Origin of the sequence: Nocardia canadensis (assembly GCF_032656385.1) — a bacterium.
Taxonomy (GTDB): Bacteria; Actinomycetota; Actinomycetes; order Mycobacteriales; family Mycobacteriaceae; genus Nocardia; species Nocardia canadensis.
Genome location: NZ_JAVCWB010000008.1, coordinates 1,701,741 through 1,717,176, shown reverse-complemented (window position 1 = coordinate 1,717,176; position 15,436 = coordinate 1,701,741). Strand labels below are relative to the sequence as shown.

Annotated in this window: 13 protein-coding genes; 5 read left to right on the top strand and 8 right to left on the bottom strand. The window is 71.9% G+C overall.

Going from position 1 to position 15,436, the window contains the following annotated elements; genetic code table 11:
- Positions 1–6: 6 nt before the first annotated feature.
- Positions 7–1,965: an exodeoxyribonuclease V subunit alpha gene (gene recD, locus Q7X29_RS21820; protein WP_316575221.1), complete on the top strand. Its 1,959-nt coding sequence runs from the start codon at positions 7–9 to the stop codon at positions 1,963–1,965.
- Positions 1,966–1,972: 7 nt separating this feature from the next.
- On the opposite strand, the gene Q7X29_RS21815 is transcribed toward recD, so the two are convergent.
- From Q7X29_RS21815 to Q7X29_RS21805, 3 genes are all read right to left on the bottom strand, one after another.
- Positions 1,973–4,261, bottom strand: coding sequence for a DUF4153 domain-containing protein (locus tag Q7X29_RS21815; RefSeq protein ID WP_316575220.1), 2,289 nt, complete (start codon positions 4,259–4,261; stop codon positions 1,973–1,975).
- Positions 4,262–4,332: 71 nt separating this feature from the next.
- Positions 4,333–5,376 (bottom strand): HAMP domain-containing sensor histidine kinase, encoded by a 1,044-nt coding sequence (locus Q7X29_RS21810; protein ID WP_218719763.1) that lies wholly within the window; start codon positions 5,374–5,376, stop codon positions 4,333–4,335.
- Complete coding sequence (locus tag Q7X29_RS21805; protein ID WP_218719762.1) at positions 5,373–6,074, bottom strand: response regulator transcription factor; 702 nt, start codon at positions 6,072–6,074, stop codon at positions 5,373–5,375. The genes Q7X29_RS21810 and Q7X29_RS21805 overlap by 4 nt, the downstream gene beginning before the upstream one ends.
- Before the next feature lie 272 nt (positions 6,075–6,346).
- Here Q7X29_RS21805 and Q7X29_RS21800 point away from each other — a divergent pair, with 272 nt between their 5' ends.
- A complete protein-coding gene (locus tag Q7X29_RS21800; protein WP_316575219.1) occupies positions 6,347–7,324 on the top strand; it encodes a DMT family transporter in 978 nt (325 codons plus the stop codon).
- Here the strand turns inward: Q7X29_RS21800 and Q7X29_RS21795 are convergent.
- A complete protein-coding gene (locus Q7X29_RS21795; protein WP_218719760.1) occupies positions 7,257–7,937 on the bottom strand; it encodes a TetR/AcrR family transcriptional regulator in 681 nt (226 codons plus the stop codon). The two genes, Q7X29_RS21800 and Q7X29_RS21795, sit on opposite strands and share 68 nt — an antisense overlap.
- Before the next feature lie 144 nt (positions 7,938–8,081).
- On the opposite strand from Q7X29_RS21795, the gene Q7X29_RS21790 reads away from it, so the two are divergent.
- On the top strand, positions 8,082–9,656 hold the full coding sequence (locus Q7X29_RS21790) for a succinic semialdehyde dehydrogenase (RefSeq protein WP_218719759.1): 1,575 nt from the start codon (positions 8,082–8,084) through the stop codon (positions 9,654–9,656).
- 34 nt (positions 9,657–9,690) lie between these two features.
- The gene (locus Q7X29_RS21785; RefSeq protein WP_218719758.1) at positions 9,691–10,518 is read left to right on the top strand and encodes an SDR family oxidoreductase; all 828 of its coding nucleotides are present in this window, start codon (positions 9,691–9,693) and stop codon (positions 10,516–10,518) included.
- 106 nt (positions 10,519–10,624) lie between these two features.
- Here Q7X29_RS21785 and Q7X29_RS21780 read toward each other — a convergent pair whose 3' ends face one another.
- Together Q7X29_RS21780 and Q7X29_RS21775 are read right to left on the bottom strand one after the other, a co-directional pair.
- The gene (locus Q7X29_RS21780) at positions 10,625–11,428 is read right to left on the bottom strand and encodes a putative protein N(5)-glutamine methyltransferase (protein ID WP_316575218.1); all 804 of its coding nucleotides are present in this window, start codon (positions 11,426–11,428) and stop codon (positions 10,625–10,627) included.
- Between the two features lie 45 nt (positions 11,429–11,473).
- Positions 11,474–12,346, bottom strand: a complete 873-nt coding sequence (locus tag Q7X29_RS21775; RefSeq protein ID WP_316575217.1) for a YdcF family protein — start codon at positions 12,344–12,346, stop codon at positions 11,474–11,476.
- 169 nt (positions 12,347–12,515) lie between these two features.
- Between Q7X29_RS21775 and Q7X29_RS21770 the strand changes: the two genes are divergently transcribed.
- Positions 12,516–13,367 carry a bifunctional 5,10-methylenetetrahydrofolate dehydrogenase/5,10-methenyltetrahydrofolate cyclohydrolase gene (locus Q7X29_RS21770; protein WP_316575216.1) on the top strand — a complete coding sequence of 284 codons (852 nt, stop codon included), beginning with the start codon at positions 12,516–12,518 and terminating at the stop codon, positions 13,365–13,367.
- Between the two features lie 25 nt (positions 13,368–13,392).
- Here Q7X29_RS21770 and Q7X29_RS21765 read toward each other — a convergent pair whose 3' ends face one another.
- Positions 13,393–14,466 (bottom strand): hypothetical protein, encoded by a 1,074-nt coding sequence (locus Q7X29_RS21765; RefSeq protein ID WP_218719754.1) that lies wholly within the window; start codon positions 14,464–14,466, stop codon positions 13,393–13,395.
- Between the two features lie 107 nt (positions 14,467–14,573).
- Complete coding sequence (locus Q7X29_RS21760) at positions 14,574–15,326, bottom strand: L,D-transpeptidase (protein ID WP_218719753.1); 753 nt, start codon at positions 15,324–15,326, stop codon at positions 14,574–14,576.
- Positions 15,327–15,436 lie beyond the last annotated feature (110 nt).

Below are 15,436 nucleotides of genomic sequence, written 5' to 3'. Positions count from 1 at the left end.
CGGTCGGTGACGTCGATTCAGGTGGCGCAGCGCGGAACCGGGCTGTTGCGGGTGTTCAACGAGGCCGGGGTGCTCTCCGCCGCAGATGTGCATGTCGCGGTGCGGCTGGGCCGGATGGGACGCGAGGAGTCCGAGGACGTGCTGTTCGCGGCCGCTCTCGCCGTGCGTGCGGTGCGGTCGGGCTCGGTGTGCCTGGAACTGGCCAGGATGCGGGAGATCGGCATCGATGCCGACGAAAGCCGCGACACCGCGGCGGGAATCGATCCGGCCACCCTGCCGTGGCCCGACACCGACCAGGTGCTGGCCGCGCTGCGCCGCAGTCCGCTCATCCGCGGCGGGCAGGCCGGTCCGCTGCGGCCGCTGCGGTTGGTCGAAGCCGACGCCGAGGGCGGCGCGCTGCTCTACCTCGACCGGTACTACCAACAGGAGCAGACCCTGCGACGGGTCCTCACCGAGCGCAGTGCCGACCACCCGGAGATCGACACCGCGCTCGTGCGCGCCGAACTGGATCGGCTGTTCGCCGACCCCCTCGGCGCGGGGCCGGACCGGCAGCGATTGGCCGCCGCGCTCGCCGCCACCCACTGGACCACGGTGGTCGCGGGGGGTCCCGGTACCGGCAAGACCCACACCATCGCCCGCATCCTCGCGCTGCTCACCGCCCACCGCCGCGCCACCCCCAAACTTCCCGCCCTGCGGATCGCCCTGGCCGCGCCGACCGGCAAGGCCGCCGCGCGCCTGCAGGAAGCGGTGCGCGAACAGGCCGCCGAACTCGGGCTCCCCGAACTGACCGCCGCCACCCTGCACCGCCTCCTCGGCTGGCAGCGGGGGCGCACCACGCGATTCCGCCACCACGCGCACAACCGGCTGCCCTACGACGTGGTCGTCGTCGACGAGACCTCCATGGTGTCACTGACGATGATGAGCCACCTGTTCTCGGCACTGCGACCGGACACCCGGCTGGTCCTGGTGGGCGACCCGGACCAGCTGGCCTCCGTCGATGCCGGTGCGGTGCTGGCCGACCTGGTCGCGGGCCCGATCAGCGGCGCGCCGAATCCGGCACTGCGGGAGCTGCTGCGCTCCGATCCGAGCCCTGGGGCCGCGGATGATGCGGCGGACGGTCGGGTGGAGTTCCCGACCGGCGTGGCGCATCAGGAAGGGGCGCCACGGGATCCGGAGTCGCTGAGCGCACTGGAACAGCGCCGCCTGCGCGGTGGCATCGTCCGGTTGACCCGAGGGCGGCGCTTCGGCGGCCGGATCGCCGACCTGGCGGTCGCGGTGCGGGCAGGCGATGCCGATGCCGCGCTGGCGATCCTGCGGGCCGGTGGTGACGACGTGTCACTGTGCGCGCCCGACGAGACCGCGGCGGTCCGGGCGGACGTGACCGGGGCGGCCCTCGCGGTCACCGCCGCCGCGAACGCGGGCGACGCGGTCGGCGCGCTGACCGCGCTGGAATCGCATCGGTTGCTCTGCGCGCATCGGCAGGGTCCGTTCGGGGTGGAGCGGTGGGATCGGATGGCCGCGGAGTGGGCCGCGGCCGGTGGCGCGGGACCCGAAGGGCCGCAAGCGGTCTGGTATCCCGGCCAGCCGCTGCTGGTCACCGCCAACGATCACGAGGCGCGGATCTACAACGGTGACACCGGCGTCATCGTCCGCAGGCCCGACGGGTCGCTGCGGGCGGCCCTGCAGCGCGGCAGCGAGCCCTACCTCGTGCATCCGACCCAGTTCCCGGCCGTCGTCACGGTGTTCGCGATGACGATCCACCGCAGCCAGGGCAGCCAGTACGACACCGTCTCGGTCGTCCTGCCCGAACCCGAATCCACGCTGCTCACCAGAGAACTGCTCTACACCGCGATCACCCGCGCCCGCACCCATGTGCGCATCATCGGCACCGAGGAGTCCATTCGCGCCGCGATCGGACGACGGGTGCTCCGGGCCAGCGGACTGTCCCGGAGCACCCAGTCCTGACCCGGCCTCAGCGCGCCGATCCGCGCGACAGGTTCCACGACCACCAGTGGTCGTCGTCGAGGTCGGCGCGGATCGGGTCCTCGATGTCGGCGCGCAGCCCGGCGGGCAACCCGTCGAGCGCGGGCAGGATATCCGGGGACAGGGTGCTCAGATACTCGGTGTCGAGCCGCTTGCCGTGTTCCCAGCGGGCGATATTGCGTTCGGCGACAAAGCGTTCCGGGTCGAGCACGGCGAGCGCGAGGAGGGTGGCGAGCGCGGTGCCGACCGCGGCGCGCGGCACCCAGCTCCAGCGCAGCCGGGCGATCGCGACCAGCACGAGCACATAGACCAGACCGACCCACAGCTCACACACCTCCACCAGCAGGCGCAGCACTGTGAAGCCGTAGGCCTGTTGATAGGTCCACATCCGCGCCAGCGCCGAGCCCACGATCACCAGCGCCAGCACGCTCACCGCGCCGAGCAGGACCCGGAGCCAGCGCCGGTCGGCGGCCGTCTCCTGCGACGCCCAGTGCAGCACCGCCAGGATCACCGCCAGGGTCAGGATGCTCACCACCGACAGCTGCCAGAAGCCGCTGCGCGCGTACTCGGCGTAGGTGAGACCGGCGGTGCGCTGGACATAGTCGTCACCGCCGAACAGGGCGACGAACTGGGCACCGAGGAACACGCCGAACAGCACGGTCAGCGCGCCGACCGGCAGCACCCATTCACTGCGCGTCCACAACCGGGCGGGCCGCGGCTGGGCGTCGGCGGCGGCGAGCGGCCCGGCGAGCAGGTACAGCCCGCCGAGCGCGCCCATCCCGATCACCGCGAACAGCAGAATCCACTGCCAGGCCGTCGCCGCATCGATCGACGGCACCAACCCACTGAGCAACTCGGCGAAGGTGGCGTCCGCACCGCCCAGCAGCGGCACGAACACCACGAGCAACGCGGCCGTCACCGCGACCGACGCACCATAGCGCCGCACGCTCGACAGCTCCGTGGGCCGCGCCCCGCGCACCCCCGAGAAGGCCCACGGCACCGCCCCGAACGAGGCCAACGGCACCGCGACCATGTCGTGCACGATCCCGCGATTCGATCGCCGCCCCAACACCCCCAGCGAGCCCGCGACACACGCCGCCAGCACACACAGCACGAACAACCACCCCGCGGCCCGGAACGTACCGACCCCGAGCAGCGCGAGCGCGGCGGCGGTCCACCACAGCCGATGCCGCGCGGCCACGGCCTCGGCAGTCGGCGAGGTACTCGCGTCCGGCGGTGTCGGCACACGCGATGACGACTCGCCGGTCGCCGGTCCGACCGTCGCCGCGGGCACCGGGTCGACACCGGCGGTCTCGGTAGCGCCGGTCGGCGGCGGGGGAGTCACCGCGGTCGGGGGTGCGGTGCGAGTCGAAGTGGACGGAACTTCTGTGGCGGGCGGGGTGTTCTCGACGCTCGACGGAGCGGATGTGGTTGGGGCGGCGGCCACCGCAGGTGCGGATTCGCGGTGCGCATCGGCACTCGAATCCGATTCTGTTGCTTCCGCAGCGGACCGGCTCGTCGGTGCCGAGCGGCTCGGCTCCCTGGTGACAACGGTCGGGCTGTCCGGCGTTGGAGCGGACTGGGGGGCACCAGCGCTGTCGGTCGGCTCGGATTCGAGGATCTCCGTAGCGGACGCGGAACCGGCGGGTGCAGCCTGTGGTGTCGTCTTGTCCAGCGCCGTAACGGGATCGGAAGGCGCTGGAGCCGCGATCGAGGTGTCCTCGTCCGCCGGTACCGGAGCGCCCGACGAAACCGGTGCGTGTGCCGGGGTGGCGTCGGAATAGGTGGTCGAAGCCTTGTGCGCCGCAGCCACTTCGGTCTCGGCGCACCCGACCGTGGGCGTAGGCACGACAGTCGACGGGCTGCCTTCGGCCGGGTCGCCGATCGACGGCGTCGTCCCGGCGGAGGTGAGCGTGTCGGGTTGCGCGGGACCCGGCGTCGATGTGCCGGAATCGGCCGACCTGCGGGCGCGGTGGTCGACGACGCCGAGCGCACCCGCGACGACACCGCCGGCCAGGAGCCAGCCGATGCCGGGGCGATCGAGGGGAATCACTGTCGCGCCGACGATGCCGGCCACGGCCGCGGCGGGCAGGACACCGGCCGGGCGGGCGACGTGGTACCGGCGCCGGTAGACCGGTGGCGGCGGCGGTAACGAGGGCATGGCAGGCATCGGGGGCGCGGACGCGGGCCTCGGTGGGGGAGCGGGGTCGGTGGTGGTCGCCGTGGCGGTGGCCGCGGGTTGGCCGGGTGTTCGCGGGGTGGTGGATTCTGCGGTCATGTCCCCTCCGATGGGTGTGCGGGATCGTCCCGGGACGTGGGTCCGGGATGGTGAGTCGGGATGTGGTCGGGTCAGTCCGCGGGCAGGACCACGCGGATGCGGGAGCCGGGGTCGGCCACGGCGATGGTGCCGCCGTGCAGGTCGATCACCCAGCGCGCGATGGCCAGGCCGAGGCCGGTGCCGCCGCCGTCGGTGCGCCCGCCCCGGGTGAATCGGTCGAAGACGGTGGCGCGGTCCGCCTCCGGGATACCGGGACCCTCGTCCTGGATCTCGAGGACCGTCGCGCCGGGGACGACCCGCGCCGACACGCGGACCTCACCGCCGGCCGGTCCATGCCTGGCCGCGTTGTCGAGCAGGTTGAACAGCACCTGGTGCAGGCGGGCCCGGTCGGCGAGCACGGTCGCCCCGGCCGGCTCGATCGAGGTGGTGAACCGGACGCCGCGGCCGAGCGCGGCCGTCATCACCTCGGCCTCGGCGATCACCTCCGCCAACAGCGGTGCCAGCGGCAGCCGCTCGCGATCGAGGGTGAACGCGCCGGCCTCGATGCTGGACAGATCGAGCAGTTCGGAGACGAGCAGGCCGAGCCGTTCGGTCTGGGCCAGCGCGGTGCGCAGTGTCGCCGGATCGGGTTCGCTCACCCCGTCGACGATGTTCTCCAGCACCGCGTGCAGCGCGGTCACCGGCGTGCGCAGCTCGTGCGAGACATTGGCGATGAGGTCGCGGCGCTGGCGGTCGGCCGCGGCCAGGTCGGCCGCCATCTGATTGAACGCGGTCGCCAGCTGCCCCACTTCGTCACGGGAACTGGCCCGGACCCGGAAGCTGTAGTCGCCGTGGGCCATCCGCCGCGCGGCCGCGGTCATCTCGCGCAGCGGGCGGGTGATGCCGTGCGCGAGGAACTGCGAGGTGACCAGCGCGATGATCATCGCGGTGAGCGTGGTGAACGTCGGCAGCCAGCCGATCCGCAGCCAGAAGTAGGCGAACGCGACCGCGCCCGAACACACCATGAGCACGGCCAGCTTCAGCTTGATGGAGCGCAGCGGATCGAGCGGCCGGGGCATCCGGTCGGCCACCCGGTCGAGGAATGTGCGCGCGGCGTCGGCGGACAGCTCGCTCATCGCGCGTCCAGGGCGTAGCCGACACCGTGCACGGTGCGGATCAGATCGGCGCCGAGCTTGCGGCGCAACGCCTTGATGTGGCTGTCGACCGCGCGGGTGCCCGAGGCGTCGGACCAATCCCAGATGTCCTCGAGCAGCCGCTCCCTGGCCAGGACGGCGCGGGGACGCTGCGCGAGACGAGCCAGCAGATCGAACTCCAACGGCGTCAGCTTGGCCTCGGTGGCGCCGCGCCAGACCCGCCGCTCGTCGAGGTCGATCCGCAGATCGCCGACGACGATCGCGCTCTCGCCGCGCTCGGCGGCCCGGTCGACCCGCCGCAGCAGCGCGTGCACACGCGCGGCCAGCACCCGCATCGAGAACGGTTTGGTCAGGTAGTCGTCGGCGCCGACGCCGAGCCCGACGAGCTGGTCGGTCTCGTCGGTGCGGGCGGTCAGCATGAGCACCGGGACGTGCCGGTCGGCCTGGATGCGCCGACACACCTCGAGCCCGTCGAAACCGGGCAGCATCACATCGAGCACCACCAGGTCCGGTTCCCCGGCGGCGGCCGCGGCCACCGCACCCGGACCGTCGTGGGCCACCGTCACGGTGAATCCCTCCGCGCGCAGCCGCGCGGCGACCGACTCCGCGATCGTCACCTCGTCGTCCACGACGAGGATGCGCCGCGCGGGCGCTGCCGTCGCGCCCCCACTGATGTCCATGGTCAGACCCTAGCGAGCCGGTGTGGAGGGTTCCGTCGTCAAATGTGGAGATTCTGTGTGCGGCGCGCTGGGTACCATGACCACGTGCATCAGTGCTCGCGCTCCACGCCGCCGCCCGCCTCCTGAGCGAGGTGCCCCGAGAACGCGTGCCACCCACCGGGTAGGCGCGACGTCGTGCACCGCTCGGGCGTCGATGGTGTGTGCCTCCACAGCCGCTGTCCGCACCTCGTTTCCGCGACCCCCCACCCGCTGTCGCAGGAGCGAATTCCCTGATGTCTGTTTCTCTGTCCGTGTCCGCGCCCGCCCGCCGTGGACTGTTCCCGCTCGTCGCCGCCGGTGTCCTGTGGGGCACCGGCGGTCTGCTCGGCACCCTCGTCCAGCACCGCACCGGCCTCGCCCCGATCGCGGTCGCCGCCTATCGGCTCGGTGTCGGTGGCGCGATCCTGGTCGCGATCTCGCTGCTCGCGCGGCGCGGTGTACCGCGCGGGCGGGCGGCCTGGCGGCGGATCGGCGCGGTCGGCGCGTCGGCCGCGGTGTTCCAGGCCTGCTACTTCGCCGCCATCGCGGCGTCCTCGGTCGTCCTGGCCACGCTCGTCACCATCGGCGCGGCACCCGTCGTCGTCGCGCTGGTCGACCACCGCACCGGTCGTCGGCGACTCGACCGGCGCCGCGGAGCGACCCTCGCGCTCGCGATCGCCGGCCTGGCGATCCTGGTCGGCGTGCCGGCACCGGAGGCGGCCGGGCTGTACGCGGGGGCCGCGCTGGCCCTGGTCGCGGCCACCGCCTTCGCCGCGGTCACCCTCGTCACCGCCCGCCCCGTTCCCGGCCTCGACGCGGTGACCGCGACGGGCTACGGATTCCTCGGCGGCGCAGCCCTTCTCGCCTGCCCCGCCGCGACGACCGGCCTCGCGATCAGCCCGGCACCCGCGAACCTGCTGGCCGTCACCGTCCTCGGCCTGGTCCCCACCGCCGTCGCCTACGGGCTCTTCTTCCACGGACTGCCCGCCGCGGGCGCGTCGACGGCCGCGATCCTCACGCTGCTCGAACCCCTCACCGCGACTCTGCTCGCGGTGGTTCTCCTCGGCGAGCGATCGACCCCCGTCGCCTGGACCGGCGCGGCCCTGCTCGCCGTCGCTCTGGTTGTCACCGCCACCGCCCAGGAGGCGCCGACGTCGGCGGAACTCAGGGTTCGGGGAACAGGCCGGGGAGTTCCATGGCGTAGGAGAGGTCGTCGCGGGTGCCGAGGGTGACCAGCAGGACGCGGATCATCGTGACGCGCGCTTCGGAGTCCAGCACGGGATCGGGGTCGGAGCCGGGTTCGGTGCCCATGGTCAGGCGGTAGACGACGTATTCGCACACATGCAGGGCCGTGTCCATGTCCAAGGGCGTGGGCACGGGACGGCCCAGCTCGACGAAGGTCTTGCGGACCAGGGCGCGGATGTCGTCGAGGGCGCGTTCACGGTAGGCCGACACCAGCGAGCCGGGATCGTGCAGTTCGGCGAACAGCGGGCGCAGCATCGGTCCGTGCCCGCGCGCCCAGTCGATGAAGGCGTCGATCAGCCGGATACCCAGCTGGACCGGCTCGTCGGTGCCCGACAGCGCGTCGCGGATCGCCCCGACCAGGCCGTCGTTGGACGCGGTGAGGACCACGTGCAGCGGCTCGGACACATTGCCGAAGTAGCGGTAGAAGGTGGGCCTGGCCAGGCCGGCCTGTTCGATGATCTGGGCGACGCTGAGCCCGCGCGACCCGTTGCGGGCGAACACGGCGGCCGTCGCCTCGACGATCCGGGCACGGACCTCTTCGGCCTGCTCCTGGGTCTGCGGTGGACGCCCACGGCGCACCGTGGCGGAATCACCGGACATCGCACCTCCTCACAACCGCGAGACGTCCACGGAAAGCTTGACACGGCACCGGCCCGAACCATTAATCTAACACTAGTGTTCAGCAAATAGCCGAACCTGCGCGATCGCTCCGCGCGACCCATCTGTTGAGGAGAAGGGCCGACAATGACGACAGCCCCCGAGCTGACCGCCGAACCCACCGCGCTGCCGACCGCGCTGGTCAAGCCCCTGTTCGACCGAGGAGTCGCGGGTGGCGCGCCGTCGGTGCCGATCTTCGCCCCCGCGACCGGACACAAGATCGGCGACCTGCCGCAGTCCTCGATCGCCGATATCGACCGCGCGTTCGCTGTGGCCCGCCACGCCCAGCGCGACTGGGCCAAGGTGCCGGTCAAGCAGCGCGTGGAGATCCTGCGCCGCTTCCACGACATCGTGCTGGCCGAGCAGGACACCATTCTCGACATCGTGCAGACCGAGACCGGCAAGTCCCGCCCGCACGCCTTCGACGAGGTCGGCGACGTCGCGCTGAACTCGCGCTACTACGCCGCCGTCGCGCCCAAACTGCTCGCCGACCGCAAGCCGCGCGGCGTGCTGCCGGTGCTCACCTCCGTCGAGGTGCGCAACCGGCCCAAGGGTGTCGTCGCGGTGATCTCGCCGTGGAACTACCCGCTCGCGCTCTCGGCCTCCGACGCCCTGCCCGCCCTGGTCGCGGGCAACGCCGTGATCGCCCGGCCGGACAACCAGACCGCGCTCTCGGCGCTGTGGGCCATCGACGCCGCCGAACGCGCCGGGCTGCCGCGCGGGCTGTGGCAGGCCGTGCTCGGCCGTGGTCGCGAGATCGGCGGCGACGTGATCGCCCGCGCCGACTACGTCGACTACACCGGCTCCAGCGCCACCGGGCGCACCATCGCCCAGCAGGCCGGTGAGCGCCTGATCGGCTACTCGCTCGAGCTGGGCGGCAAGAACCCGCTGCTCGTGCTGGCCGACGCGGACGTCTCCAAGGCGGCGAAGCTGGCCGTGCGCGCGTGCTTCTCCTCGGCGGGCCAGCTGTGCGAGTCGATGGAGCGCATCTACGTCGACGCCACGGTCTACGACCAGTTCGTCGCCGAGTTCGTCGGCAACGTCAAGAACATGACGCTCGGCGGCGACCTCGACTACAGCAAGGACATGGGCTCGCTGACCTTCCAGCGTCAGCTCGACACCGTCACCGCGCACGTCGACGACGCCGTCGCCAAGGGCGCCAAGGTGCTCGCCGGTGGCCGCGCCCGTCCCGATTTGGGCCCGTACTTCTACGAGCCCACCGTGCTCGCCGACGTGGCGCCCGGCATGACGGTCTACCGCGAGGAGACCTTCGGTCCGGTCGTGTCGGTGTACAAGGTCGACTCCGACGAAGCCGCCATCGAGGCCGCCAACGACACCGCCTACGGCCTCAACGCCAGCGTGTGGAGCAAGGACGCCGAGCGCGGCAAGGCCGTCGCCGCCCGGATCAACGCCGGCTCGGTCAACGTCAACGAGGGCTTCATCGCGGCCTGGGGCAGCGTCGACGCGCCGTCGGGTGGTCTCGGCATCTCGGGTCAGGGCCGTCGCCACGGTCCCGAGGGGCTGTTGAAGTACGTCGACACCCAGACCATCGCGGTCCAGCGGGTGCTGCCGATCGCGCCGCTGCCGGGCATGTCCGAGCAGATGTGGGCCAAGACCATGACGCTGGTCTTCGGTGTCATGAAGACACTGCGCCAGAAATAGCGCGTACGGAAAACGAAGCAGGGGTAGGCATTTCATGAAACTCGATTCGGTCGCGGGCAAGCGGGTGCTGGTCACCGGCGCCGCCATGGGCCTGGGCAGGCTGTTCGCCGAGACGGCGGTCCGCGAGGGCGCCGACGCGGTGGTGCTGTGGGACATCAACGAGCTCGCGCTGCGCGAGACCGCGGCGCAGCTGACCGCCCTGGGCGGCAAGGTGCACCATCACGTCGTCGACGTGTCCTCGCAGGATTCGATCCGCGAGGCCGCCGAGGCGGTGCGCAAGGAGATCGGCGGGATCGACATCCTGGTCAACAACGCCGGGATCGTGCGGGGCAACACCTACTTCTGGGAAACCGAGAACCGCGCCGACATCGACAAGACCATGGCGATCAACTCGCTGGCCCCGATGTACGTCACGTTGGAGTTCCTGCCGGGCATGGTCGCCGGTGCCGGTCAGGCGCGCATCCTCAACATCGCGTCCTCGGCCGGTCTGGTGGCCAACCCGCGCATGGCCGTCTACGCCGCGTCGAAGTGGGCGGCGCTGGGCTGGTCGGATTCGGTGCGCCTGGAACTCGAGCAGGCGGGCCACGACCACGTGAAGGTCACCACGGTCTGTCCGACCTACATCAACACCGGCATGTTCGACGGCGCCAAGGGCATCCTGTTCACGCCGATGCTCGAGCAGAACGACGTCGTCGAGACCTCGTGGCGGGAGATGAAGAACGGTGGCGCCCTGGTGGTGCTGCCGTGGACCTCGCGGATGAACCGCGCGCTCACCGGTCTGCTGCCGATCAAGGTGCGCGACTTCTACCTCAACGCCGTCGGCGTGTACCACTCGATGGATCAGTTCACCGGCCGCAAGTAGCCGCTCGGACCACCACGATGCCCCCGCCGACCCCGTGTCGGGCGGGGGCATCGCCGGTTAGGCGCGCGGTGCGCGTCACGGCATCGACTGCCCTGCGCCGTCGTCGTCAGGCCGCGCGGGTACCGACAACGACGGTCGCGTAGTACTCCTCGGAGTGTTCGACGCGCGGCGTGAGACCGTGCCCGGACAGCACCGCGCACGCGGTGTCGACCTGTCCGGTCGAGGTTTCCACCAGCACCGTGCCGCCGGGCGCGAGCCAGTTCGCCGCGCCCTCGGCGACCCGCCGGAACACGTCGAGCCCGTCCGCGCCGCCGTCCAGGGCGACCAGCGGTTCGTGCTCGCGGGCCTCCGGCGGCATGTCGGCCACCCGCTCGGTCGGCACATACGGCGTGTTCGCCAGCAGGACGTCGACGCGGCCGCGCAGATCACCCGGTAACGCGTCGAACAGATCCCCGCCGAACACCGGCGCGCTCAGCGGCGCGAGATTCTCCCTGGCGCAGGCCACCGCCACCGGATCGATATCGGCGGCGACGAGCTCGACATCGCAGCCGCGCGCGGTGAGTTCGGTGGCCGCGCTCAGCCCGAGTGCCCCGCAGCCGCAGCACAGATCGACCACGCAGGCCCGCGCCGTTCCCGGCGCGATCCCGGCCACCGCCCGCTCGACCAGGAACGCGGTGCGCTGACGGGGCACGAAGACCCCCGGCCGCACGCCGACCCGCAGGCCACGGAAGGCGACCCAGCCGAGCAGATATTCGAGCGGAGTCCCCGCCACCCGCCGGGCCACGAGGTCGTCGAGGCGGGCGGGGTCGCCCGCGGCGGCCTCGACCAGCAGCGCGGCCTCGTCCTCGGCGAAGACGCAGCCCGCGGCGCGCAGTACGACGACGACGTCGTCGAGGGGGGAAACAGTCATGCAGCGATTGTCCCGTGCCGGACAACCGATTTTTCCCGCGCCGGATCAGCGCGCGCTGTCGAGCTCGAACGTGCGGGTCGCGTCCAGGTAGATCCCGCGCTGCGCGGCCCGCGCCGGCGGCGGCAGCTGCGAGACCAGCTGTTCGAGCGAGGTCATCGCGCCGACGACGTTCGTCCCGGCCACCAGGAAATCGGCGACCGCGCGGCGGATGTGGTTGGGCGAGGTCACCACCACGGCGCTGGTGGCGCCGAGATCGCGCAGCAGGCGGGTGCTGAACAGTGCGTTCTGCACCGTCGATCCGGCCCGGTCCTCGACGTGGATCCGCTCGTCGGGCAGGCCGCGGCCCACCAGCCAGCGACGCATCGCCTCGGCCTCGGAGATCCCGTTCTGCGGGTTGCCCCCGGTGACGACCACCGGCGAGAACGGCGCGGCGACCGCCTGCAGCCAGGCGGCGGTGAGCCGGTTCTCCAGTTCGGGCCGCAGCGCGCCGTCGGGCAGCAGGCCGTAGCCGAGGACGACGATGCCGGTCTGCGGACCGACCAGCGCGGGCAGCGGATTGGGCAGCGTCGCCGCCGCAGCGGTCACCGCGCGCAGCACGTTGGAGGTGCCCGCCGCCATGCCCGCGTCGACCGCGCCGAGCCGGGCCATCGCCTCGCCGACCGCGGCCGGGTCACCGGCGTAATGCGACCAGATGGCCTGCAGTGCGAGCGCGTCGACATCGTTGGGATCGGCGGCGATGAGGGCGCGCAGGTCGGCGCGACCGGCGTTGTCGTCACCGTCGGTGAAATGCCGCTGCGCGGAGTTGTAGAGCGCGGTCACGTCGGCTTCGGCGGCGGCCGGGGTGACGGTGGCGCTCGTGACCGCGGCGGCCGCGACGACGGCGGCGGCCAGCTGTTTCCAATGCCTCGAGATCTTCACGACAGTCGACACCCTTCCGCGAACGGTTCGGTACGTGCTGGGCAGAGCTGTGGCAGAGCTGCCGACACCCTACGGCCGGGTCCGGGTCGCACCGTGGAACCCGACGACGTTCCGCGCGTCGCCGCCCGGTGGTCGGGCGGACGGGTAGCGGCGGATAAGCTGACCCACCGTGGATACCGCTTCGCTGACCGGCAAGGAACTCGCCGCCGCCATCAACGCCGACACGAAGGAGCGCGCCGCCGCGCTCACCGCCGCGGGCACCGCGCCGACGCTGGCGCTGATCGTGGCCAACGACGACCCGGCCAGCGCCTGGTACGTGAACTCTCTGCGCAAGGCCGCCGAACGTCTCGGGATCGCCTGCGAGCGCATCGATCTCGGCGCCGACGCGAGCGCGGAGACGATCCGCGCCGAGCTGACCGCGCGCAGCGCCGACCCGGCCACCGACGCGATCATGCTGCAGACCCCGCTGCCCGCAGGCGTCAGCCTCGACGACGTGAGCGCGTCGATCGCGGCGAGCAAGGACGTCGACGGTGTCAGCCCGCTGTCGCTGGGTCTGCTCGCCTCCGGCCTGGACGGGTTCGTCCCCGCCACCTCCGAGGCGGTGGTCGAGCTGCTGAAGCATCACGGCATCGCGCTGCAGGGGCGGGTGGTGACGGTCGTCGGCCGGTCCAACATCGTCGGCAAGCCGCTGGCGCAGCTGCTGCTGGCCGAGAACGCCACCGTCACCGTCGCGCATTCGCGCACCGCCGACCTGGCCGCGGTCACCACCCCCGCCGACATCGTGGTCGCGGCCGCGGGCCGGATCGGGCTGGTCACCGGCAAGCACGTCGGTGACGGTGCCGTGGTGATCGACGTGGGGACCAACGAATCCCCTGACGGCGGCATCGTCGGCGACGTCGACGCGGCCTCGGTCGACGGCAAGGCGGCGGCGCTGAGCCCCGTGCCCGGCGGCGTCGGCCCGGTGACCACCGCGCTGCTGATGCGCCACGTGGTCGTGGCGGCCGAGAAGGCCCGCGCCTGAGCGGCTTTCGCGTCCTCGGTCGGGTCTAGCGGACCGGCCCGATCGAGGTGATCAGGTACTTGCCGCCGACCTTGGCGGTGCCGACCAGCTGCGGGTTGTAGATGATCGGCACCGAGTCCGGCCGGTACTCGGTGATCACCACGAAGTACTGGCCGGCGAACGCCGCGGGCGTGATGCTCAGGCAGTGCGTCGTGCCCACCGGGATGGTGTCGATGCCCGCCTGGATATCGGCGCCCGACGGCAGTGCCGCGTCGCCGGACACCAGGGTGCGTGCCTGGTCACCCGACCGCGCGACGTAGTACGCGTGCTGGAACGCCAGGATCGCCGCGACACCGCTGTCGGTGCCGCCCGGCCCGTTGCCCTGGATCTTGCTGCCGACCAGTTCGGCGGGGCAGTTCCCGGCGACCGGGACCGCACCGGCCGGCGCGGGCTCGATCGTGCTGCTGGCCGCCGCGGATTCCGGTACGGGACCACGCAACTGGAGATAGCCGCCGCCGATCAGCACGGCACCGGCGACCGAGGCCGCGAGCGGGCCGACCCAGCGCGGCACGCGCTTGCGCCGGGAGCGGTCGATCATCCGCGCGAAGACCTCGTCGTCGCCGCCGTAGTCGGGCGTCGGCCGCGGCGGCAGCGAAACCGGTGTGGCGGCGACCCATTCGGGCTCGACGCGGTCGGGAGCCGGGGTGTCGGGGGTGATGATCGGCAGCCGGTCGGTCGCGGGGCCGTTGTCGGGTTCCGGCAGCGGCACCTCCGGAAGGGCATGGCGGGCACCGGGATCGAACGGTCCGCCGACGATCGGCAGCCGGTCGGTGGCGTAGCTGTCGGTCGGCACGATCCGGCCGGAGGACCGATCGGGCGCCACGTGCGCGGCCGACAGCGAGATCACCGGGATGCCGGCCGGTGTGGTCGGCCCGCCCTCGACGCGATGCCGGGCGCCGGCACGGGGCGGCGGATCGGACGGCTCGGTCAGCCGGCGGGGGCGCGGCGCACCCAGATCGCGACCGGGTCGCCACCGGGCGGCAGCGGTGAACGGACCACCGGCCGACCCGGGGTCGTGCTGTCGAGCCCCGATCGGTCTGTGTGCATCCGGTCGATCCATCGCCCCACCTTCATCAGGCTGTCGCCGTCAGGTTGTCTCGCAACGATTTCGTTACGGGCACGATACTGCTCTGACGGTGGGAACGCCGAATGCCACGAGGGAATTACTCACCAGTGAATGTAGACCGGGTCACCGATGCCGACGTTTTCGTAGTACCAGGCCGCGTCGTCGGGGGCGAGGTTGATGCAGCCGTGGCTCACATTGGCGTAGCCCTGCGAGTCCACCGACCACGGTGCCGAATGCACGAACACGCCACCCCAGGTGAGGCGTTCGGCCCATTCGCCGTCGATGATGTAGCCCTCGGGGTCGTCGAGCGGGATGCCGATCGTGCGCGAATCGAACACCACCGAGCGGAACTTCTCCAGCACCGTGAAGTTGCCGGTCGGGGTCTCGAAGCCGGGCTTGCCCATGGACGCGGGCATGTTCCGGACGACCTGGCCACCCATGCTCACCGTGAACGTGTGCGCCGAGAGGTTCGCCTCGGCGTAGACGCCGCCGTTGGTCTGGAACTCGGTGCGCTGGTTGCCGAACTGCACCGTGATCGGCGAACTCGTCGGCAGATGGCCCGTGGGGGTCCACTGCAACCGGGTGTCGTCGACCCAGGCGAAGGTGCCGGGCAGCGCGTCGGTCGAGCGGATCGCCGCGGCGCGCTCGGCGTTCGCCCGATCGGTGACCGGGGCGGCGAAGGTGAACGTGACCGGGGCGGCGACGCCGACGACCTGCCCGTTCGCCGGGGATATCGCGGTGACCGCCGGGGTCGGAGATCCTCCGATCAGGGCCGCGGACGCGGCTCCCGACCAGAATGCGGCGAGGAGTGCCGCCATGGTCGCGACGAACAGGAAACGAAGTGCGCTCTTCATAAACGCCACCCCTTCGGTCACTCGTAGGCGGATTCCAAGTCTAGGCCGCCATGATCAACTAGACCTATCGAAGTGATAACGGCCGACGGGTCCGACGGTGTGTCGGCTTG